General features: G+C 39.5%; 16 protein-coding genes. 9 read left to right on the top strand and 7 right to left on the bottom strand.

The features are described from left to right. Nucleotides 1-167: 167 nt before the first annotated feature. Nucleotides 168-1148, bottom strand: a complete 981-nt coding sequence (locus V6R21_RS31975) for a M23 family metallopeptidase (protein WP_334247540.1) — start codon at nucleotides 1146-1148, stop codon at nucleotides 168-170. A gap of 331 nt (nucleotides 1149-1479) precedes the next feature. Between V6R21_RS31975 and alaS the strand changes: the two genes are divergently transcribed. The 4 genes from alaS (at nucleotide 1480) to V6R21_RS31955 (ending at nucleotide 6915) form a co-directional block, all read left to right on the top strand. Continuing rightward, entirely contained in the window at nucleotides 1480-4095 is a 2616-nt protein-coding gene (gene alaS, locus V6R21_RS31970; RefSeq protein WP_334247539.1) for an alanine--tRNA ligase, read from the top strand. A gap of 138 nt (nucleotides 4096-4233) precedes the next feature. Beyond that, entirely contained in the window at nucleotides 4234-4827 is a 594-nt protein-coding gene (locus V6R21_RS31965) for a riboflavin synthase (protein ID WP_334247538.1), read from the top strand. A 268-nt stretch (nucleotides 4828-5095) separates the two neighbouring features. Next, on the top strand, nucleotides 5096-5785 hold the full coding sequence (locus V6R21_RS31960) for a LytR/AlgR family response regulator transcription factor (RefSeq protein ID WP_334247537.1): 690 nt from the start codon (nucleotides 5096-5098) through the stop codon (nucleotides 5783-5785). A 23-nt stretch (nucleotides 5786-5808) separates the two neighbouring features. After that, nucleotides 5809-6915: a DegT/DnrJ/EryC1/StrS family aminotransferase gene (locus tag V6R21_RS31955; protein WP_334247536.1), complete on the top strand. Its 1107-nt coding sequence runs from the start codon at nucleotides 5809-5811 to the stop codon at nucleotides 6913-6915. Here V6R21_RS31955 and V6R21_RS31950 read toward each other — a convergent pair. Together V6R21_RS31950 and V6R21_RS31945 are read right to left on the bottom strand one after the other, a co-directional pair. Further along, nucleotides 6912-10601, bottom strand: coding sequence for a BamA/TamA family outer membrane protein (locus tag V6R21_RS31950; RefSeq protein ID WP_334247535.1), 3690 nt, complete (start codon nucleotides 10599-10601; stop codon nucleotides 6912-6914). The two genes, V6R21_RS31955 and V6R21_RS31950, sit on opposite strands and share 4 nt — an antisense overlap. A 57-nt stretch (nucleotides 10602-10658) precedes the next feature. Next, entirely contained in the window at nucleotides 10659-11564 is a 906-nt protein-coding gene (locus V6R21_RS31945) for an esterase-like activity of phytase family protein (RefSeq protein ID WP_334247534.1), read from the bottom strand. A gap of 162 nt (nucleotides 11565-11726) precedes the next feature. Here V6R21_RS31945 and V6R21_RS31940 point away from each other — a divergent pair, with 162 nt between their 5' ends. The 3 genes from V6R21_RS31940 to V6R21_RS31930 all read left to right on the top strand — a co-directional run bounded on the left by V6R21_RS31940 (nucleotide 11727) and on the right by V6R21_RS31930 (nucleotide 14762). Then, nucleotides 11727-12311, top strand: coding sequence for a Pycsar system effector family protein (locus tag V6R21_RS31940; protein WP_334247533.1), 585 nt, complete (start codon nucleotides 11727-11729; stop codon nucleotides 12309-12311). Nucleotides 12312-12391: 80 nt separating this feature from the next. Further along, a complete protein-coding gene (locus V6R21_RS31935; RefSeq protein ID WP_334247532.1) occupies nucleotides 12392-13591 on the top strand; it encodes a Pycsar system effector family protein in 1200 nt (399 codons plus the stop codon). Nucleotides 13592-13610: 19 nt separating this feature from the next. Continuing rightward, on the top strand, nucleotides 13611-14762 hold the full coding sequence (locus V6R21_RS31930; RefSeq protein ID WP_334247531.1) for an adenylate/guanylate cyclase domain-containing protein: 1152 nt from the start codon (nucleotides 13611-13613) through the stop codon (nucleotides 14760-14762). A gap of 1195 nt (nucleotides 14763-15957) precedes the next feature. Here V6R21_RS31930 and V6R21_RS31925 read toward each other — a convergent pair. After that, the gene (locus tag V6R21_RS31925; protein WP_334247530.1) at nucleotides 15958-16881 is read right to left on the bottom strand and encodes a M28 family peptidase; all 924 of its coding nucleotides are present in this window, start codon (nucleotides 16879-16881) and stop codon (nucleotides 15958-15960) included. Nucleotides 16882-16900: 19 nt separating this feature from the next. After that, nucleotides 16901-18007, bottom strand: coding sequence for a ComEA family DNA-binding protein (locus V6R21_RS31920; protein ID WP_334247529.1), 1107 nt, complete (start codon nucleotides 18005-18007; stop codon nucleotides 16901-16903). Nucleotides 18008-18192: 185 nt separating this feature from the next. On the opposite strand from V6R21_RS31920, the gene udk reads away from it, so the two are divergent. Next, on the top strand, nucleotides 18193-18819 hold the full coding sequence (gene udk, locus V6R21_RS31915; protein ID WP_334247528.1) for a uridine kinase: 627 nt from the start codon (nucleotides 18193-18195) through the stop codon (nucleotides 18817-18819). Between the two features lie 68 nt (nucleotides 18820-18887). Here the strand turns inward: udk and V6R21_RS31910 are convergent, their stop codons facing one another. Together V6R21_RS31910 and V6R21_RS31905 are read right to left on the bottom strand one after the other, a co-directional pair. After that, nucleotides 18888-19595, bottom strand: coding sequence for a glycoside hydrolase family 73 protein (locus V6R21_RS31910; protein ID WP_334247527.1), 708 nt, complete (start codon nucleotides 19593-19595; stop codon nucleotides 18888-18890). A gap of 315 nt (nucleotides 19596-19910) precedes the next feature. Beyond that, complete coding sequence (locus V6R21_RS31905) at nucleotides 19911-21473, bottom strand: glycine--tRNA ligase (RefSeq protein WP_334247526.1); 1563 nt, start codon at nucleotides 21471-21473, stop codon at nucleotides 19911-19913. A 305-nt stretch (nucleotides 21474-21778) separates the two neighbouring features. On the opposite strand from V6R21_RS31905, the gene V6R21_RS31900 reads away from it, so the two are divergent. Beyond that, nucleotides 21779-22891: a hypothetical protein gene (locus V6R21_RS31900; RefSeq protein WP_334247525.1), complete on the top strand. Its 1113-nt coding sequence runs from the start codon at nucleotides 21779-21781 to the stop codon at nucleotides 22889-22891. The last annotated feature ends 15 nt before the right edge of the window (nucleotides 22892-22906 follow it).

Below are 22906 nucleotides of genomic sequence, written 5' to 3'. Positions count from 1 at the left end.
CGGTTTATTTCAAAAAGTTGTGTATAAAATACACTAATTGAATAGGTTTTATCTTAAAAGCACTGATATCCGTGATTATCATTTCATGATTAGACACAAAAAAGCCGTAAACTACTGATTTGCAGCTTACGGCTATTTACAATATATACTATGGCTAAAGATACTTTTTAGTAACCAAGTGATTGGTTTTCTACTGATGCTTGCTCCAAAAGTTTGGAGTACTGGTCAGGCGTAATGTCTTTTGTGAAGTATTTGATAGGATTTACTTTCTTTCCTTTATAAACTACTTCATAATGAAGGTGCGGTGCAGTAGATCTACCCGTATTTCCTACTTCCCCGATTAACTGACCTCTCACAACCTTCTCTCCATTCTTAACATGGAATTTTGACATGTGAGCATATTTGGTTGCATAACCAAAGCCATGGTCTATCTCAATTTGCCAGCCATATCCACTGTTTGACTTTTTGGCCATTGTGACTTTACCATTACCCGTAGCGTAAATTGGAGTTCCTTTATCTGCTGAGAAGTCAATACCTGTATGAAGTTTTCTAACTTTCAGAATCGGGTGGAATCGCATACCAAAACCAGAAGCCAACCTTTTGAGGTTCTTGTTATCAACTGGCTGAATCGCAGGAATTGAAGAGAGCATTTCAGCCTTATTTAAAGCCAACTCTGTAATATCATCATACGATTTCGTCTGGATATACATTTGTCTCTTCAGGTTATCTATCTTTTCAAAAGAAGACGTGATAAGATCCTCTCTGGATAACTTCTTATCCAAAAGGTCTTGATATTTTTGGCTACCGCCAACACCCGCCGTTCTTACTTCAGAAGGGATTGGATCTGCTTCAAAAATAACGCGATAGATGTTATTGTCTCTGTCTTGCAGCATCGCCAAGACTTGGTTGGCTTCCTGTACTTCGTCATCCAACAACTCATATTGGTATAACAACTCATCATTTTCTTTACGAAGTCTTGCCTCTTCTGCTGATGGGAAATACTTATCGTATACCAGCGAAAAGATGAAACCGAATACAGAACATAAAAAAAGTATTCCTATACCATTGATAATAATATCGAAGTTTGATGTTCTGATTCGCTCATAACGACACGTTTCCGTATCGTAGTAATATTTGATCTTAGCCATAACAACTTCAAATTCGGTTCTTTTTTCTAGCTTTTGGATGCAATTGCAACTAAAAAGCGGGGGAAATTACAAAATCACCCGTACATAATTGGGCTGAAAAGTATGCATTTTTCTTGAAAAAATCACATAATTGAACTTTTTCATAGATTTTTATGCATTTTTCTTAGCGATTTTACAAACTCCGTGCTATAAAACACCTAACGGAATTTTTTCAAACTTATTCCTCTAGAACGTTTTTCTATTAACTTTGCAGGAACCTGTTTTTTCGACAGATAAGAAAGGATAAATAGACTGAAATACAGCCAATATTAAGATACATTTGGATAATAAGATGGATGCAAAAACGATAAGGAAGAATTTCCTCGATTTTTTTCAGGAAAAACAGCATGAGATTGTGCCATCCGCACCACTGGTAGTGAAAAATGACCCGACACTGATGTTTACAAATGCGGGGATGAACCAGTTTAAGGACTATTTTCTAGGCAACAAGACAGCTGAAACAACTAGAGTAGCAGATACACAAAAATGTCTTCGAGTATCTGGTAAGCACAACGACCTTGAGGAAGTAGGTATCGATACCTACCACCACACCATGTTTGAAATGCTGGGTAACTGGTCATTTGGTGACTACTTTAAAGAAGAGGCCATAGCCTGGGCGTGGGAGTTGCTTACGAAACGTTTTGACCTACCTAAAGACCGCATGTACGTTACTGTATTTGAAGGTGACAGCAGTGATGGGCTTGAGGCTGATAATGAAGCAGCTGAATTCTGGAAAAAACATATCGAGGAAGACAGAATCATTTTTGCATCCAAAAAAGATAATTTCTGGGAAATGGGTGATCAGGGCCCGTGTGGACCTTGTTCAGAAATCCACATCGACTTAAGAGATGAAACTGAAGTATCAAAAGTTTCAGGTAAATCTCTAGTAAATGAGGACCACCCATTGGTAGTGGAAATCTGGAACCTTGTATTCATGCAATTCAACAGAAAGGCAGACGGTTCACTTGAGCCACTTCCTGCCAAACACGTGGATACAGGTATGGGCTTTGAACGTCTGGCAATGGCGATTCAGGGTAAGAAATCCAACTACGATACAGACGTATTCCAACCAATGATTCAGTTCCTAGCGAAGAAAGCAGGAAAAGAATACGGTAAGGATGAGAAAACGGATATTGCTATCCGTGTAATTGCTGACCACATCAGAGCAATCACGTTTGCGATTGCGGACGGACAGTTACCATCCAACAACAAAGCTGGCTATGTGATCAGACGTATCCTGAGAAGAGCTGTACGTTATGGTTACACTTTCCTTGGTTTTGAGGAGCCATTTATGTACCAACTTGTGGACATTCTTGCTGACCAGTTCAAGGAAGTTTTCCCTGAGGTTGTAGCACAGCAAGACCTAATTGAAAAGGTAATCAAGCAAGAAGAAGCTGCTTTCCTTAGAACACTTGACAAAGGTCTGCGTATCCTGAATGATTTGATGGAGAGCAACCAATCGTCAAAAGTAATCCCAGGTAAAGAAGCTTTTGAACTTTACGATACTTATGGCTTTCCATTTGACCTGACTTCACTGATTGCGCGTGAAAACGATTTTAGTGTAGACGAAAAAGGCTTTAATGAAGCGATGACAGAACAGAAAAACCGTTCAAGAGCAGCGGCTGTTTCTGAGAAAAGTGACTGGACTGTAGTGCACCCTGGCGATGAAGTAAACTTTGTAGGGTACGATTCAACTACGGCATCCGCTCAAATTTTGAGATACCGTGAGGTAACTGAAAAGAAAAAGACGATTTTCCAACTGGTATTGGACAACACGCCATTCTACCCTGAAGGTGGTGGACAAGTTGGTGATAAAGGTATCCTGATTTCAGGTGATGAAAAAGTTGCCATTTTCGATACGAAAAAGGAAAATGACCTGATTATTCATTATGCCAACAAGCTACCTTCTGACTTGGAAAGCGAAGTGTTCTGCCAAGTGAATGAAGATGCTAGAAGGCTGACTGAAAACAATCACTCTGCAACTCACTTGCTACATGCTGCTTTGAAAGAGGTATTGGGTGACCATGTAGCCCAAAAGGGTTCATTGGTAAACGACAAGGTACTTCGTTTCGACTTCTCTCACTTCCAAAAAGTGACAGAGGAAGAAATTGCTGCAATCGAAAAAAGAGTGAATGAAAAGATCCGTGAAAACATCCAACTGAACGAGCAACGCAATACGCCTATTGAAGAAGCGAAAGCAATGGGTGCTACAGCTCTGTTCGGAGAGAAATACGGTGACAGCGTTCGTGTAATTACATTCGACAAGGATTACTCTATTGAACTTTGTGGTGGTACACACGTTCCTGCTACAGGCAAAATCGGTCTATTCAAGATAGTTACTGAAACTTCTGTAGCAGCTGGTGTAAGACGTATCGAAGCAATTACAGCTGATGCGGCAGAGGCTTATGTAAATGAGCAACTAAACCTACTTGCTGAAATCAAGGCGCTACTGAAAAACCCGAAAGACCTTGTTAAGTCTGTTTCGGATATGTCAGATGAAAAGGCTGCCTTGAGTAAAGAAGTAGAGAAGCTACGTAATAAAGAACTTCAGTCAGTAAAAGCTGAGATTGCCAAAAGTGCAGAAGTAAAAGACGGCTTCAACTTTATTGCTCAAAAAGTAGAGGTACCTAATGCACAACTGTTAAAACAATTGGCTTACGACCTGAAAGCAGTTGTGGACAACATGTTCTTGGTACTTGCAGCAGATATCGAAGGCAAACCTCAGATTGCCGTGATGATTGATGAGGAACTGGTAAAATCTAAAGACCTTCATGCTGGTAAGATTGTAAAAGAACTAGCCAAGGAAATCAGAGGCGGTGGTGGCGGCCAGCCATTCTTCGCTACTGCAGGTGGTAGTGACATCAGCGGACTCGACGCAGTTGTTGCGAAAGCCAAAGAATTGGTCTAACAATATTTCAAAAGGGTTGAGCTTGAATGCTCAATCCTTTTTCTTTTAGAATAAGATATCAGAGGCTTTGTATTCATTCCTGAAAACAATTTCCTCTTATCACCTCTTTTCTCTAAAAAGAATTAAACCTGAACCACTATGTTTACTGGAATCATAGAAGCATTAGGCGAAATTGTCAACATTGAAAAAGACAGAGAGAACATCACTTTCACCGTCAAATCAGCTATTTCGCACGAACTGAAAATTGACCAAAGCTTGGCACACAACGGTGTTTGTCTAACAGTCACTAAAATCGAAGGGGACGAGCATCAGGTAGTAGCCATCTATGAAACGCTTCAGAAAACCAACCTTGGCAAACTAGAAAAAGGAAGCCTTGTCAACCTTGAGCGTTGTATGCCTGCTCATGGTCGCTTTGATGGCCATATTGTACAAGGACATGTTGACCAGATTGGTACTTGTATCGCAAAAGCAGACGAACAGGGAAGCTATAGGTTTACTTTTGAGTACGACCCCAACAAAGGAAACTTCACGGTTGAAAAAGGGTCTATCACAATCAACGGCACCAGCCTTACAGTGGTAGATGATACTGAAGGACAGTTCAGCGTCGCTATTATCCCATACACTTATGAACACACCAACTTCAAGCAAATTGAAGTAGGGACTACTGTCAATCTGGAGTTTGACATTCTAGGTAAATACATGCAAAAGATGATGGAGAGAATGAAGAAATAACACTCAACATCATAAACATACCAAAAGTGATTTGAGGTATTAAAACAGGATTTTATTTGTATGAGTAATGAATCCTTTTTATACTTCAAATCATTTTTATTTTTGTACATATTTCTCAAGCCCCAAACGGTACGTTTAGCTTGAAACCAATTACAATTAAATCGAAGGTATTGGTAACATTCATCAGGCGTTAAGGCCAACAAACCTGAGTTACGTGACAAAGCCTTAAACCATAGGCAATACCAATATCAACTAAACAAAATAAATCATGAACTGCATTATCGTTGACGACGAAGAAGTATCGAGAATGATTGTCAGAGATTTCGTGGAAAGAACCCCTTCATTGAAACTGATTGCGGAATGTGACAATGCGGTAGAGGCTTTCAAAATCATGAAAGAAGAAGCCATTGACATCATTTTCTTGGATATAGAAATGCCTGAAATGACCGGTATTGAACTGGTTCAATCCTTGGATAGCCTGCCACAAGTAATCCTGATTACAGGCAGAAAAGATTTTGGTGCTGAAGCTTACGAATACAGTTTGACTGATTACCTGATCAAACCCATCAATTACCCTCGCTTTATGAAAGCGGTGGAAAAAGCACAAAATAACCTGCAAAAGGATATTCTGGACACACAAGGCAATGACGACAACATTTATGTCAAAGCTGACAACCGTATTGTCCGTATCAAACTGTCTGATATATACTTTATAGAAGCTCTTTCCGACTATGTGATTATCAATATGGAAAGCAAGAAATATATCATTCACTCTACCATGAAAGGACTTGAGCAGAAGCTCCCTTCCGATATGTTTACACGAGTGCACAGGTCCTACATTGTCAACCTCACCAAGATTGACAGCATTGAGGATATGTCGATTGTAATGCCACAAAAAGCCATTCCAATCGGTAACTCCTATAAGAGTGCGTTCCTGTCTAAACTGAATTTCTTGTAATCGACCATTGAAGTAATCATCACTTGGAAGTACCTTTTTTATCTTTTGAAGACTCAAATAAGCAAATACGCTCTCAGGTACTTGCTGCATTTGAAGCTTTTTATGACGGACAACAGTACATCATGGGGCAAAAACTGCAAAAGTTTGAAGAGCAGTTTGCCTCCTTCTGTAACTCCAACTATTGTGTTGGTACAGGCAATGGCATGGATGCCCTTTATCTTGCACTGAAAGCCTTGGGAATAAAAAAAGGAGATGAGGTGATCGTACCTGCACTGACTTTTGCCGCAACTGGTTTAGCTGTTATACATACAGGTGCTACCCCTATTTTTGTGGATGTAATTCCTGAAACAGGTAATATTTCCCCATCACAGGTTAAAAATGCTATTACTTCTAAAACAAAAGCTGTAATCCCTGTCCACCTTTATGGACATCCCTGCCAAATCAGTGAGATAATGGAGATAGCATCCACACAGGGACTTTTTGTCGTTGAGGATAATGCACAAGCTCAAGGGGCTACCTTCAATAGAAAGCGAACGGGCAGTTTTGGACATTTAAGTGCAACAAGCTTTTACCCTACCAAGAATCTTGGTGCGTTGGGAGACGCCGGAGCCATTACAACCAATGACCAAACGCTTTACGAAAAATGCCTTCGGTTACGGAACTATGGTTCATCTGACAAATACATTCATGATACTTTTGGAACCAACTCAAGACTTGATGAGCTTCAAGCCGCTATCTTAAATATTAAGCTTGAGTATTTAGAAAGGTGGAATGAAGAAAGAAGAACGATTGCCCGTTGGTATCTGGAAAGGCTTTCATCACTTGTACAAATAAAGCTTCCTGTCGAACAGGAAGGTTATCAACATGTCTACCATTTATTCACAATCCAAACGGAGAAAAGGGATGAACTTCAGACTTTTTTACATCAAAAAGGCATCGGCACTTTGATTCATTATCCTGTACCGATGCACTTACAAAAAGTCTTTGCTGACTTATCCCGAAACAAGAAGAGTTTTCCAGTTGCTGAGCGCATTGCAAAGACAACATTGAGTCTTCCAATTTATATTGGGTTAAGTGAAACAGAGGTTGACTATGCCTGTCAGCAAATCCACCAATTCTTTACCTCTTAGAATGAGAATCCAAAACGGAAATTGAAAAGCCAACTATCCTCTTCAGAAAAACTCATATAAAGTGATAGGGCAGCGATGTTAAATGGTGCAACAAAAAAGCCCCCACCAAAGCCATTGTGCCACTTATCTGAGTCTTCACCATCCAACCAAACCCTACCGCTATCCCAAAAGGCCGAAACACCACCTGACCCTCTTAAGTAAGGGGTATTGATTCGGAACAATTGTAATCGGCTTTCTAGGTTGGTAAACATGTAATGTCTTCCCCAAAATATTTCTTTTCTATAACCTCTCAGGTTTTGTACGCCTCCCAATCTATTTGACATAATGAAAGAATAGTCACCAAAGTTAGCAGCGCCTCCCACTCTTCCTGCCAAGGTCAACAATGTTGGCAAGCGAAAAGAATAATAAATAGAACCTTCCCCTTTCAAATTGAAATAATGTTCATAATCATTTGAGAGTGGTGCATAAGCTGTAGCCTCAGCTTCAAAAACAGCCCCATAAGTAGGTAACATAGGTCGATCTCGACCGTCTGCTTTCATATTGACTTGAGCTCCCAAGTAATTATAGTGAGTTTCAAAAACTCCCTCATTTTCTTCAGCAAATTGTCCAATAAAGCGTTCATTATTATCCCTATCTTCATCGATCTCTGCTCTATTTAATGCTGCGCCAAATGCAAAGTGACTTCTCTGTCTCTCTCCCATAAACTTCTTGAGCATGATTTTTCCCATAGAACGTTCATGGTTCAGTCTATAAAACTTGAAGTTATCGCCGTCATATTCATTCTCATTCCCAAGGCCTGCAAAGTTACTGACATAGGTTGGCACATTAATATCTGCCTCTACTGACAAAGCCAAGTCACCCAACACCTTTGTAAAATCTCCACGGTAAACGATGCGGTTCGCTGCTGTAAAAGGGGAAATACCCAACAATATCAAATGCTGTGAAGAGAATGGCTCTTTTCTGAAACCATATCGCTGAATCAGTGTCCCCCCTCCTATGATTAGAAGGTCATCCACATTATAAGTGGCAAAAAGTAAAGGATACGCCACATTTGGCTTATAAGCTTTACGGTTATAGTTGTTGACTGACACGTCATCACTCAACATTAGGCGAGTATCTTTTCCCTTATTGACTTTAGTATCCCCTTTGGTGTCATATACCAATGTTCCATTTCCTAAAAAAATCCCTGCATTACTGTTATCCTCGACTACATCTTCTCCTTCTCCTCCAATAATCCTTACCTTGATGCCATTCTTGGATGTTCCATTCAGCTTAAACTCATCTTCTCCTCCAAAGCCATAAAGGCGTACTTCCTTGGTTTCATCAGGGTAAAAGGTTCGATGATAAAGCTCCTGCTTCAAGTTTCCTTTCTTACTGATTTTCCTTACGGTTACTGCTGTCTCCCCATTCTCTTTCCGTTCTACTTCAAACAACTCTTTCTTATCAGAACCTGTCACATCCACCTCTTTGGCTAGTGAAGTGTACAACTCTGCCGCATACTCAGGTATCTTATCCCGTCTGGCTTTTAGTTTTCGAACCGTTTCACTCCCCACTAATGCTTGTACTGTATCCGGCCATTCTGCTACAGCCTTTTCAATAGACGCATCCGTCAATCTTGCTTTCAGAGAATCTGCTTCAGCAATCCATTCCTCTTCTGAGGCTTCAGATAAAAATGACCTATCAAAATAACGGGCGTTAAAAGCTAATCCCTCTGGCCACCTAATTTCATCATTAAAACCTTCCAGTTTAGGAAGTGCCCACTTTCGGGAAGCTATTTTCGGAAGAATACCTTCATTAATAAAAAATACCTGATCCCGGTCTCGAGGTATTGGACGAAACATCTTTCCTTTGCCCTCATTTTCAAAACTCGCCCATCGCCATTGGTCATCATGTCTGTCCCAATCGGCAATCACCATATCAAAAAGGCGGCTTCTAAGTACAAACTTATAGTCAATTACATTATCGTTATCTTCCTTAACCTTTTCCAATACCTTACCTGTACTGTAAATCTTTTCAGAGTTACCAAAATAAGCAGCATCGCTCCAATCATCGTCCGGTCTTTCCTCATATAAGTAAAGTCCATTCGCAAACTCCTCTCTATAATCACCAAATCGGGGATCATCAGGAACGTAAACCAGTTTGGGGTTTGTATGGTAAATACCTGCTGCTTCAGCCAAAGAAGGAACTATATATGCGCCATACGGGTTGGATGCCGAAATTTGATCCTGCACAATATCTTCTGCCACTGTTCCACGCAGGAATACAGGAATCGCCTTTGCAGGGTATTTCTCAACAGAACGCAATACATACTGTTTTTCATCAGGAGCCTCCAACCGTAAAGATCTTGTTTGCATGCCGCCACCCCGCTTCACTATCTTCAAACCTCCATGCTCACTACCAATATCAAAAACAGGCACTTCCACAGGAGCTTTCCATACATCTCTGTAATTATCTCCCATGTAATTCCTCTTGGATTTACCTGCTGTATACTGGTCACTTGCTACTGCCATAACCGTGCTGTCTGCAAATGCTTTCACATTCACTATTTCAGGTTCAGGCTCTCCTTGGTAAGGAGCTGTAAACAGATATTGGGAATATATTACCTCTCCCTTTTTATCTCCTTTTCCTACATAAAAATCTACCCATACCGCTCCATCCTTGTAAAAGCTTACTTCGGCAAAACCAATTTCCTCTGCATGAAACCTTGAGTAAGAACCGCCTTTCACATAAGTCGTTTTACTACCCGATCCACTCACAATGTACTGTACACTGTCCTTGACTATATGCTGTAAACTATGCTCATGCCCTGCTGCATAAATCAGATTGGGATGCTCCTTGAATATGGCTTCAAAGCGTTCCACCATGTATTTGTAACGGAAATTAGACTTGTCTTGAGGGCTAATACCCAGTTTGCGGGAAAGGGGGTGAATAGACCCTATTATAGGCAATGGTACATACAACCAAGGTTTAATGAGTGTAAGAGGAAACACATGGTCATTGAAACTGAACTTTCCTCCATGGGAACCATAAGTGTACATTGGGTGATGCCCAACCACTATGATTTTCTTATGCGAGTTACTTTTGATAATATCCTCAAGCTGCGAGATTACATCCTCTTCTGTTTCGATTTCATCACATTGATCTCCTTTAGGCTTATCCCAAGGGAATACCATCCATTCAGTATCCAGCACCACCATGAGAATTTCATCATTTAGGGGTATGGCAATTGGCCCTGGGCAACCACCGTCAGGTATAAGCACATTTTTGTTCATCAACTTATCCACATAAGCATTTTCTCTTATGATGTAAGCATACCCATCTCGACTTCCTTGATTCCAATCATGGTTACCAGGAATCATGACTATATCACCCTTATAATCCAAAAATGGGCTAAGCTGATTAAACAACCTTCCTGTATCAAGTTGTACAAATAGGTCATCCCCTTCCCTAACTCCCCAAGGGTATACATTATCTCCCAGATAAATTACAGCTGAATTGACTCCTGCCTTTTTTGCACGTTCCTTCAGTAAGGTGACATTATCATCTTTTTCGATAGCATCTCCTCCATCACCGATAAGTAGAATGGTATAGGATTTTTCAGTATCAGAAGGTCGCTCCTGTGCAAAAAGAATTACAGGAAAGCATAAAAGCAGAGATAGTAGACTATGTAAATAGTTTTTGTTCATTATGATAAAAATTGGCGCTTCCGCATTAGAGTTCACCTCAATCCTTATAACCTACGGTTACCTTTCATAAGGAAAGTACAATATATAACCTCTTTTACCCCGCCCCTCACTTCCTATCAGTAGGTCTCCATTGGGCAAGAAGGTAATCGCTTCAGGCTGTCTGTAGATTTCATCATCCAAGAGAGCCACTTCTTCCAGTTGCTGGTCAGGAGAAAGCACTACGAGCTTTTTGCCTTGATGCGCCAAAACAAAATAAGACTGTGTGTTTGGGTGGATGGCTATTCCAGAAGGCATAAAATCTTTGTCTGCATCTTCATTTACCTTATCAAAATCACCTGAATCGATTTCTATAAAAGCCGATTCCTCCAGTTGCTCCGTTTCCAAAGACCATCGGTAAACAGGCGTTTTCTTTTTCTTTTTACCATCAATGCCTCCACGTCCTTTCGGAACCACAAGTAAGTATGCTCCATCAGCAGAAAAGCAAAGTCCTTCCAAATCATTCTTTCTTGTAAAAGGAAGTTCATAAACTGTTGTTTCGGCTTCCTCATCCATCAACCTTACCCGATGAAGCTTTCCGTCACTACTGATTACAAATACCTCATCTCCTCTTACAGCAACGCCTTCATAGTCATCCGGCTTTCCAAACTTCTGTTTCCCAACCACCTCTTCAGCTTTTAGGTCATAAAAGAATAGATAGCCCAACTCGTCCTGCACACAAACGATCAGATCATCTTTCCAATAAGATATTCCTGAAATCTCCTGTAACTCGGCAGGCATATTGTATTTTTTGGTAGGTGCATTGATAGCATATCCAGCGATCATGTCAACATAATTTGAGGTGTCATGCTCTGAGTATTCTGTCGATTGGCTGTTTCGCCCACATGAGCAGGTCAAAAAGAGAAGAATTATGGGCAGCATCGCCATTATGTGTTGCTGTCTGACAGCTTGTAGAATTTTGTCCATCCGCTTTCGGTATTGTAAAACATTGTTACCGAGTGTAACAATTTCAATATATTATGGTTTTCTTGCAAGGTATAATTGTTGTATTATCAGACAAGTTCATTTTACCGATAATCAACTTCAATACAATTGCTTAGCTCAATTCACATAGCTTAATCAATTAAAATGCAAGAAGCTACAGTTCAAGATAAAGCTCCTTCTAGTAAGAAAAAGAAGCGAAAGGAATACACCAAGGGAGTGGAAACAATGTTCAGGATTACATCCCGAAACCACATTAACCTAAGTGAAATGGCTGACAATAAAGCCAATATCATGATTACGGTTAATACCACCATAATTTCCCTCTTCTTCTATTTGATCTACAGGTTCTATGTAGAAGGGGTTATGATTATTCCAACTACACTTTTTATGCTGACGAGCCTTGGCTCAGTCCTGTTTGCAATATTGGCGACCCTCCCGAATATTACAAAAGGTACTTTCAGCCGTGAGGAGGTCATGCAAGGAAAAACCAATCTGCTGTTCTTTGGAAACTTCCATGAGGTTTCGCTGGAAGAATTCCAATGGGGCATGAAGTACATTATGGAGACAGAAGATGCTGTTTACCAAAGTATGGTCATGGACATCCACCTTCTAGGTAAAGTGCTTGCCCGTAAATACAAGCTGTTGAGGATTTCTTATACGATCTTCATGATCGGTATTGTCATTTCGTCAATAACCTTTTTAGTCCTGATGAATATTTACGGCATCTAGTATGTCCCAACTCTTTGTTACTTATAATGGTTATAGGTATAACAGCAGGTTTTGATTCACCAAAATTTCCCTGATTCCTAATGCAAGAGCGACTTATTCAACAATCCATTACAGAAAAGGCTGAACAATTCGTCAATGAATTTTTCAAGGAAAAGAAAGACCACAAGTTCTTTTTCCATTCACTTGCGCACACCAAAGAAGTAGTGGAAAACGTCAAGAAGATTGGTCAGGCTGAAGGTATTTCAGAAGAGGAAGCTGAAGCCCTCTGCATTGCCGCATGGTTTCATGACACAGGGTACCACCACTCCTGTTATGCTCACGAAGAAAGCAGCGCCATCATTGCCGAGAAGTTTCTGAAAGCAAATAATGCTGATAAAGCGCTGATTGAAAAGGTAAAGCAGTATATTTTGGCTACCAAACTTCAGCAGCTTCCCCAAACACTTCCAGAGAAGATTATAAAGGATGCAGACCTTTTTCATTTAGGGACTGAGGATTTTGAGAAAAAAAGCAAGCTCCTCCATCAGGAATTGAAAGAAGTGTTTGGTAATACTTGCAGTTCTGAAAAATGGAAGGAAAACAATGTCACTTTCCTAAGCAAGCACCAATACTTCACAGACTATGCATTGGAACATTTGGAGCCTGTAAAGCAAGCTAACCTAGAGAAGGTTATCAAAGAAACAGAAAACAATTCAGGTGCTGTAGAAGAAAAAAAGGAAAAGAAGAAGAAGAAAAAAAAGAAGAAAGAATATGTAAAAGGGGTTGAAACCATGTTCAGAATTGTTGCCCTGAATCATATAAACCTGAGTGATATGGCTGACAAGAAAGCCAATATCATGATTTCAGTCAATTCCATGATTTTGTCTTTGATCTTCTATTTGATCTACAGACAGCATGTTCAGGATTTTATGTTCATTCCAACAACAATTTTTGCAACAACTTCCTTAGTAACAGTCGTATTAGCATTAATGGCTACTCGTCCTAATATAATGGAAGGGAAATTCAGCAAGGACAAAGTATTGGATGGCAAAACCAACTTGATGTTCTTTGGTAATTTCCATAACTATACTTTAGACGAATATACATGGGCCATGAAGCATACCATGAAAAAAGGCGATGCCGTCTACGATAACATGATCATGGATATTCATGCATTAAGCCATGTCTTAGCCCGTAAATACAAGCTGCTCCGAAGGTCTTATACAGTATTTATGTATGGAATCGTACTTTCTGTAATTGCATTCCTACTTACTTTAGGCTTTGAGAGTCATCTTGTTAATTAATCCATAAAAGCATTTATAAATGGTCAACTACTATCAATATAAAACATGGAAAAGCCTATTCCACACCCTTATTACTTGGATATTGGCAGTACAGCTTTTCCGCTTGATTCGCCTTGTCGGCATTACTGAGTATGAATCAGACTCAATGGTCACCAGTATATTCAAACAGACTATGTTTGATCATAGCTTACTGATTACTACCATAATTGGTGCTGCGGTTGGTGTTCTTTTCTGGTTGAATCAATATATCTTCAAAAAGGTAGAACGCAAGTACATGATGTGCTATGCAAATTCATTGATTTACAGAGGGGTATCGTTCCTTACCGCTGTCATTATTGCAATCGTACTAAGCCTTATCATTTTGGCTGTAGCCGCTACACATTACAATAATGTGGGTTTAGTAGATGTCATCAGTATTTTCATTTTTGATAAAACTATATTGGTATTTTCGCTCTATATACTGGTTTGGGCAACCATCATCAACTTGATTGCCCAAATCAAAGACAAGTTAGGTCCTGGTGTATTCTTCCATCTTATGACAGGTAAGTACCAGATCCCAAAGGAGGAAGATCGCATCTTTATGTTTATTGACCTTAACAACTCTACCCAGCTTGCAGAGAAACTGGGACATTTGAAGTATAGTCAAATGCTGCAAGAGTACTATCGTGACCTGACTGACAGCATCTTCAAATACGGAGCTGAAGTTTATCAGTATGTAGGCGATGAAGTAGTATTAACATGGAAGACAAAAGAAGGATTGAAAAAAGCCAATTTCATTAGATTGTTTTTTGACTTCCAAGATAAGATTAAACAGAAGGCTCAAGTATATACAGACAAATATGGAGTTGTACCTAGCTTCAAAGCGGGTGCTAATATGGGGCTCGTCACTGTAGCTGAGGTAGGAATCATCAAAAAGGAAATTGCTTATCATAGTGATGTCTTGAATACTGCCTCAAGGCTTATGTATAAATGTCAGGAACTGCATGAAAAGTTTTTGATTACAGAAAAGTTAGCGAAGGCTATTCCATCATTGGTTTATGTAAACCTTGGCTCTGTACCGTTGAAAGGAAAAAGTAAGGAAGTCAATGTTTGTGCTATACGTACTTTAAAACAACTTCAAGCTAACACAAGTAAAGTTATTGTACCCTCCGGACAGTTGAAACAGGCTTAAGGCTTTTCTATTCTAAAAGCTTAAAACCCCTCCTAGATACAACAGGAGGGGTTTTTATTTGCTCTTTTAGTAACATACTAACCTTTACCTTAAAAATTTATCAATTAAACTAGCCATCAAAGCCGATTAATTAAAAATAATTCAACATTTCTATGTTTAATTTGAAAATACAATAAAAATCAATTCATTTACTTAAATTATTTGCAATAAAAGAGAGTTTTATTTTACTTTGTATCAACAAGAAAGGGAAATACTTAAAGAAATATCAATCAAACGAGATGATATTTGAAAAAATAGTAAAGTTCAACTTTAGGGAACTTTATCTACAGACAGAATAGAACCACACACTGTAGGGTGATGAAACTGGCAGACATGCCCTCCTGTCTCGGGGGTGGGGAGTCCGGCACAAAGCCTCAAGGATTTGATGATTTTCTATCTACAAACCTTTGTTGCCTAACCGCCCCGTGAAGGTTCGACTCCTTCCCCTACAGCTGCTCTTATAGCAAACGGCTATAATTGAGTATTTGAAATAGAATATACAACTACACACTGTAGGGTGATGAAACTGGCAGACATGCCCTCCTGTCTCGGGGGTGGGGAGTCCGGTACAAAGCCTCAAGGATTTGATGATTTTCTATCTACAAACCTTTGTTGCCTAACCGCCCCGTGAAGGTTCGACTCCTTCCCCTACAGCTGCTCTTATAGCAAACGGCTATAATTGAGTATTTGAAATAGAATATACAACTACACACTGTAGGGTGATGAAACTGGCAGACATGCCCTCCTGTCTCGGGGGTGGGGAGTCCGGTATAAAGCCTCAAGGATTTGATGATTTTCTATCTACAAACCTTTGTTGCCTAACCGCCCCGTGAAGGTTCGACTCCTTCCCCTACAGCTTTCAACTGAATTGAGATTTCAGACACAAAGCAAGAGAAACAAAGTCTCAACTCTTAGGTCTAACATCTCAAATCTAAATCACACTGTAGGGTGATGAAACTGGCAGACATGCCCTCCTGTCTCGGGGGTGGGGAGTCCGGTATAAAGTCTCAAGGATTTGACGATTTTCTATCTGCAAACCTTTGTTACCTAACCGCCCCGTGAAGGTTCGATTCCTTCCCCTACAGCATACTGTAACTTTCAAAAAAAGTAGTAACCCTCTGGTCAGTGTCACTCATTGGCTGGGTTACTACTTTTTTTATTGGTCCTTGCCAAGGTTTCGATCCATTTCTTCAGCCACAGCCGCCAAAAAACTCACTACTTCTTGGTAGAACTTAATGTCTATTTTTTCAAATGTATCTGTTGGTTTGTGATAATCAGGATGGTCCTCAACTCCAAAGTAGAGAAACGGGATACCTTTTTTATGAAAATAGCCATGATCTGAAGCAAACACCCAATTCTCAGCTCCCTTATCCTTTGGTCTATCATGACCAAACTTCAACTTGAAATCAAAACTTGAAGCTACTCGTTTCACAATAGGTTTAAGAAAAGCGTACTGGTGAGTTCCTGCTGTATAAAGCACGTTATGCTCACCGCCTCTACTTACCATGTCCAGATTGATATTCAAAACGATTTGGTCTTTTGAAAGCGGCCCCTCATAGATAAACGACTTCGCCCCTTGTAATCCCATTTCTTCCGCATCAAACGCTGCAAAAAGTATTGAATACAATGGAGGGTTTATATTGAAAAAATTTGCTATTTCAAGCATTGCTGCCACACCAGAAGCATTGTCATCAGCTCCGTTGTAAATCTCTACGCCATTAGCGCCCATATGATCATAATGAGCAGAAACCACTATAAACTTGTCCTTGTACTGGCTCCCTTCAATAAATCCTAAAATATTAACCCCATCAAAATTGCTTCGTAGAAACTTATTGTAGAAAGTGAATGGGAAGGTATACCCTCCTCCACTTAAAGGTTTCAGGCCTATTGTCTCATATCGGCTTATGATATAATCTGCCGCTTTTTGACTACCTGTAGTCCCTGTTTTTCGTCCTTCCATTTCATCACTCGAAAGAATTTTCAAGTCTTCCACTAAAAGTGACTTTCTCTCTAATTGCTGCCCCTTTACTGTTAGAGCAGATAGCAGTAATACACAAAAAAATACAAAAAAAGACCTCATAGTATTTAGATAGTAAAAGTTAGTAGCATAAATAGGGTTGAACTCTTTTCAAGTCCTTTTCATTTACTTCTTTGATGTTAAGCAAATCAGTAAAACCCTTAAACGGCCCGTGTTGTCTCCTGAATCGAATAATTCGTTCAGCTATTTTATGCTCAACGTACGGGTGTTTTGATAATGTACGTTCATCAACTTGATTTATGGATATTTTTTTGATGAAAATAGTATCTAACAAAGCATGTTGTTGCAGTTTCTCTAACTGATAAGCTTGTATTCCCCAAACTTCCTCCAACTGACTTAAGGAATAAAAGCTTCCTCCCAATAGATTTCGGTATTTAATAATTCTTGCAGCTGTCTTTTCTCCAATTCCTTTTAAGGTGACTAGCTCTTCCTTCTTCACTTTATTGATATCAAAAAGGTCTAACCTTTTCTCCTTTATCTTTGCTCTTGGCAAACTATCAGGCAGGTCAATATAAGATGACACCATCTGATAAGTCTTCTCCGGAAAACCATATATTTTCTGCAAATCCTTTTTCACATAAAAGCGTCCTCCTTTTGCCCTGTACTTCAAAATACGTTCAGCAATATAGGATCGCACTCCTAACTTCTCCCATCCTTCTTTTGATAAAGTATTCGGATTAAAGTTAAAATATTCAACCCTCGTTTTTGTAGGAGCTGAGTCAGCTTTCAGTGTCTTATTTTCTTTTGCTGCAAGTAAAATAAAAGGCTCGAGTTCTTTATATAAAGTATCTGGAAAACCATATATCTTTTTCAGGTCTGACTTCTTATAAAACCGTCCTCCTTTACTTCGATAATTGACAATCCTGTTAGCCAATCTTTCTGATACACCCAATTTTATCCATTCTGCTTCTACTATTTCATTTGGGTCAAACACAAAATAAGCAGGAGGTTCTTGGATATGTTTTTGACTTTCAATCACAGCAACCAAACTATCCAGCAAAATCCTATCTGACTCGCTGTGATCTTCTATAAACAGGACTGACACTTTTGAAAAGATCATTGGAAAGACCAGAAACAGCACCGTAAGTGGCATCAGTACAATAAAGCCGTTGCGCTCACGGTAACTCCAACCGAAATAATTGCGTAGCCATTGATGAATGTTTTGCATTGGAAATTATTGATTGATAATCCAGACTAGGAAAAAAAGGTAGGTTTAGTTTTTTTTGCGGTATTATTTGATGCACATGGAGTCCGAGTGATCTTCATTGGGTCTCCAAGGTTTCTGTGCATAATCTCTACACGGACTTTGTTCCGTTAATTACTAACTTCTTGAATTTAAATCAACAATCATTTATGAATAACTGCATTTTTGTAGGTGTTGCTGGGGGAACGGGATCTGGAAAATCAACCGTCTCACATGAACTGATGAATATCAAAAAAGGGATTGTACAACTAGAGCAAGATGCTTATTACAAAGACCTTAAAGGGCTAAGTGTAGAAGAAAGAGCTAAAACTAACTTTGATCATCCTGATTCGATTGACTTTGATTTGTTGATTTCACATATCCTTGAGCTTAAAAAGGGAAATGCCATTGAAAGACCAGTCTATGACTTTACGACTCACTCCCGCAAAAAGGAGACGATCAGAATAGAGCCTGCACAGCTTGTTATTGTCGATGGTATACTGATTTTTGCGATCCCTGAACTACGCAAGTTACTTGATATGAAAATCTTTGTGGATACGGATGATGATGAACGTTTACTGCGAAGAATTGAGCGTGATATCAAAGAAAGAGGCAGAACGTTTGAGTCTGTAAAAGAGCAGTACCTTAAAACTGTAAAGCCAATGCACCTTGAGTTTGTAGAGCCTTCAAAACGCTATGCAGATGTGATCATTCCTAGAGGAGGTAAAAACAGGGTAGCCGTTAATATGGTCATTGCCAAAATGAAACGAATCCTGCAAAAAGGACATATGGACTAAGAGTGTCCTAAAAAAATTAGACTAGAGATTAAGTAATACCTTAAATCTCTAGTCTAGTATATCTTCAACTATATTTTATCAAACCTGTTCAGGTCATATTTTTCGATAATGTCAATTAGTTTTCGGGGGTATTTAGGGTCTGTTGCATAACCTGCCTTCTTAAGACCATATGCCCATCCTTTATAATCTGTGATTTTCAGCTCGAATAATGGTTTGTACCAAGTGCGAGAGCGAAGAAAATCTCCATGATCCTCATAAGAATGCAATACTGACTGATACTGCCTGAAGCATTCATTCTTGGCATCATCATCCATTCTGATAAAAGGTCCATCCCATGTTCCTCCACACTTTACTCCAAAATGGTTATTGGCTTCTTTTGCCAAACGGCTATTCCCTACACCCGACTCCAAAAGTCCTTGAGCCAAAGTAATGCTGGCTGGCACTCCCTTTTTCTGCATACTCATAATGGCGTAGCGCTTATAAAGGTCTATATACTCAAAAGGAGTCAGTATTTTATTAGGGTCAACATACACCTCCTGAACATTGTCTGATAGCCTGTCTGAGTCACTAATACGCTCACCTGTTGCTTCAGAATAATTGGTGGATGATAAATTATTTTTAGATGACTCAGAACGAACAGCATAACCACTTTCTGCTTTTCGTTTGATAAGGGCTTCATTTCTCATAGCCCTGTTCTGATAAGTAAATGATTTGAACTGCTGGCATGAGGACAATAGCGCCAGCCCGAACAATAGCAGTACGGTTGATACTCTCATGTGTGGAAGTAGTTTTAGTTTATCCTAAGATACGCTGTCTTTGCACTGCTATTTCTTAATATTTGTTGTTGGCTATTTGGAGCAGCATTGCAAAAGAAGACTGTTTGTCTTAATAAAAGTGTGATACGTAAACAAGTTTTGAATCACTTTGCCCTAATAAAAGGTATTCCTGTGATATATTAAAATGCAATATACATGGTATTACCAAGCATCGTATCACGAAGAAATACAATTTATCCAAAACATAGTATCAAAAAAAGCCATTTCCCATTAGAAAACAGGAAATGGCTTTTGTATTTGCTAAGACGCCTAAAACTACTTCAAGTTTTTCAGCAATTCTTTCAGTGATACTTTCTCTCCAATAAACTTATTCAGTTCACTTACAGGCAGACGGAACTGCTCCATTGTATCACGCTCACGCACCGTCACTGTATTGTCTTCCAATGTTTGGTGATCGACTGTGATACAGAAAGGAGTACCAATCAAATCCTGACGAGTATAGCGTTTTCCGATTGCATCTTTCTCCTCATATGAAACGGTGAAATCGTATTTCAACTCTTCCATCACTTCTCTTGCCTTGTCAGGCAAACCATCTTTTTTGGTCAGAGGGAAAATTGCAGCCTTGATAGGTGCCAGTGCAGGGTGGAACTTCAGGTAAGTTCTTTCCTTCGTCTTGTCACCATCCTCAATCTTCTCTTCAGTATAAGCACCACAAAGAACGGACAGGAACATACGATCCAAACCTACTGATGTCTCAATCACATATGGCACTACGTTTTTATTCAGTTCTGTATCGAAATACTGAAGTTTCTTTCCTGAAAGTTCCTGATGAGCTGTCAAGTCAAAATCTGTACGAGAATGAATACCTTCCAACTCTTTTGTTCCGAATGGGAACTTGAATTCGATATCTACTGCAGCATTGGCATAGTGTGCCGTTTTCAGGTGGTCGTGGTAAATATAGTTTTCCTCACTACCTACCAACAAGTGCCACTTCAGACGCAGGTCTTTCCAGTACTCATACCATTGCATTTCAGTACCTGGCTTCACGAAATATTGCATTTCCATCTGTTCAAACTCCCTCATACGGAAGATAAACTGACGAGCAACAATCTCGTTACGGAATGCCTTACCAATCTGTGCAATACCGAATGGAGGACGCAAACGCGTAGTATTCATTACATTCAGGAAGTTCACAAAGATACCCTGAGCTGTTTCTGGACGTAAGTAAACTTTTGCAGCATCACCAGCTACAGCACCTAGCTCAGTATTGAACATCAGGTTAAACTGACGAACCTCAGTCCAGTTTTTGGTACCACTGATAGGACAAGCAATATCACAGTCTTCAATCAACTGCTTCATAGCTGCCATATCCTCATCCTCCAACGCTTTCTTCAGTCTGCCCTCAATTTCCTCGATTTTACCTTTGTTACGAAGTACATTGGGGTTTGTCGCCAAGAACTGCACTTCATCAAATCCGTCTCCAAACTTCTTCTTCCCTTTTGTTACTTCCTTATCAATTTTTGCCTGATATTTGGCAATATGGTCTTCAATAAGTACGTCGGCTCTGTATCTTTTCTTGGAGTCCTTGTTGTCCACTAGCGGATCATTAAAGGCATCCACGTGACCTGACGCTTTCCACACTTGTGAATCCATAAAGATGGCTGCATCAATGCCTACAATGTTTTCGTGCATCTGCACCATCGCAGCCCACCAATAGTCCTTGATGTTCTTCTTTAGTGCTGCACCGTTGGAGCCGTAATCATATACAGCCTGCAATCCACCATATATTTCACTTGAAGGGAATACAAAACCGTATTCCTTAGCATGGGAAACCACTTTCTGGAACAGATTGTCCTGATTTTGATCCTTATTTGCCATTTGGGACAGGTATTTAAAGCTTGTTTATAAGATGTTTCTATTTCAAATTCCTCAGCAATTGCCGAATCATTGGGCAATTGCCAAGATGCAAAAATAACCAACTTATACGAATTAAAAATTGTATGGAAAAGGTTATATCCTAAAACTCTTCCCAAGGAGTAGTTATTTCAAACATAATTGGTCAGAAAAATAAAAAATTGGAATAAATTTTTACAATTTTGTGCTTATCCAATCTATTTCAATTTTTAAGATTTACTTTCTGTGTCAGTTCCGCAGACAGACCTGACCTGTAGAACATACATATCATGTTTACCACAAAACTGATCAAAACACTTAAGTTTCACCTTACCGAGGGAGAAGAAGGTAAGCAGTTGCTCGTTGACATTGTAATGCTCACCTTGCTTTCTGTCAACCTCGTTCTCATTTTTTTTAACGGCTTTTTTTCCAATGAATGGGTACAAGACATACTTCAGGAATACCTACCATCCTTCTATTATCTTTATCATGATAATATTTATGAAAACTTCAACCTGATTGACGGTATCTTCGTTGTCATCTACCTTTCAGAGTTTTTTATCAGCTGGATTATCGCAGTCAGGAAGAAGACTTATGACAAGTGGTTTTTCTACCCTGTTCTTCACTTCTATGACTTATTAGGTAGTTTACCTTTTGATAGCTTCCGTTGGCTCAGACTCCTCCGTTTTTTAGCTATTCTATACCGTTGGCACAACCTAGGCATCATCAACTTATACAAGAGTGACATCGTGCGTACGGTGGTTCATTACTACAACATTATTATGGAAGAGATCACTGATCGAGTGGTGGTCAATATTCTACAAGGCATCAAAGCTGAAATCCAATCAGGCAACAATGTCACAGATCAAATCATTAACGATGTTATAAAACCCCATAAGACCGAAATCATCCAATGGGCATCAGAAAAGGTAAGTATTGCAACAGAAAAAGCTTATAACGAATACAAGGACGAAGCAAAAGAATACATTGATGATGTAATCAAAGAAGCTGTGAATGACAACAGTGAAATTCAGGATATCAACAAAGTACCGTTGGTAGGAAGTTACATCACAGGCAGGTTAGAGCATGCAATTGGGGAAATTGTGTTCAATGTAATTGAAGGTCTTTTCACAGATGTCTCTACAGCTAAAAATAAACAGATGATTGAAGAGATCGTAGACAAGGCTGTGGATTATATTCTGACAGATGAAGAGAATGGAAAATTGAATGACACATTTGTAGATATCACCTCCAAAGTAATCGACATTCTGATCGCTCAGGTCAAAGTCCAACAATGGAAACTGAGAGAAAAGAAAGAAAAAGAGGAAACAGGACAGGTCATAACGACAGAAAGGTATACGGGAGATACGGATGATCTTCCAAGTGATGTAACAACTATATGATGTGCTGCAACACAT

Source organism: Limibacter armeniacum (genome assembly GCF_036880985.1).
In the GTDB taxonomy this organism is placed as follows: domain Bacteria; phylum Bacteroidota; class Bacteroidia; order Cytophagales; family Flammeovirgaceae; genus Limibacter; species Limibacter armeniacum.
The sequence above is the reverse complement of the archived record's forward strand: the minus strand, read 5'-3'. Positions and strand labels throughout refer to the sequence as shown.

Coding starts and splice junctions, on each gene's coding strand:
- V6R21_RS31975 (WP_334247540.1), bottom strand. CDS start 1,148: ATGGCTAAGATCAAATATTACTACGATACGGAAACGTGTCGTTATGAG.
- alaS (WP_334247539.1), top strand. CDS start 1,480: ATGGATGCAAAAACGATAAGGAAGAATTTCCTCGATTTTTTTCAGGAA.
- V6R21_RS31965 (WP_334247538.1), top strand. CDS start 4,234: ATGTTTACTGGAATCATAGAAGCATTAGGCGAAATTGTCAACATTGAA.
- V6R21_RS31960 (WP_334247537.1), top strand. CDS start 5,096: ATGAACTGCATTATCGTTGACGACGAAGAAGTATCGAGAATGATTGTC.
- V6R21_RS31950 (WP_334247535.1), bottom strand. CDS start 10,601: ATGAACAAAAACTATTTACATAGTCTACTATCTCTGCTTTTATGCTTT.
- V6R21_RS31945 (WP_334247534.1), bottom strand. CDS start 11,564: ATGGACAAAATTCTACAAGCTGTCAGACAGCAACACATAATGGCGATG.
- V6R21_RS31940 (WP_334247533.1), top strand. CDS start 11,727: ATGCAAGAAGCTACAGTTCAAGATAAAGCTCCTTCTAGTAAGAAAAAG.
- V6R21_RS31935 (WP_334247532.1), top strand. CDS start 12,392: ATGCAAGAGCGACTTATTCAACAATCCATTACAGAAAAGGCTGAACAA.
- V6R21_RS31930 (WP_334247531.1), top strand. CDS start 13,611: ATGGTCAACTACTATCAATATAAAACATGGAAAAGCCTATTCCACACC.
- V6R21_RS31925 (WP_334247530.1), bottom strand. CDS start 16,881: ATGAGGTCTTTTTTTGTATTTTTTTGTGTATTACTGCTATCTGCTCTA.
- V6R21_RS31920 (WP_334247529.1), bottom strand. CDS start 18,007: ATGCAAAACATTCATCAATGGCTACGCAATTATTTCGGTTGGAGTTAC.
- udk (WP_334247528.1), top strand. CDS start 18,193: ATGAATAACTGCATTTTTGTAGGTGTTGCTGGGGGAACGGGATCTGGA.
- V6R21_RS31910 (WP_334247527.1), bottom strand. CDS start 19,595: ATGAGAGTATCAACCGTACTGCTATTGTTCGGGCTGGCGCTATTGTCC.
- V6R21_RS31905 (WP_334247526.1), bottom strand. CDS start 21,473: ATGGCAAATAAGGATCAAAATCAGGACAATCTGTTCCAGAAAGTGGTT.
- V6R21_RS31900 (WP_334247525.1), top strand. CDS start 21,779: ATGTTTACCACAAAACTGATCAAAACACTTAAGTTTCACCTTACCGAG.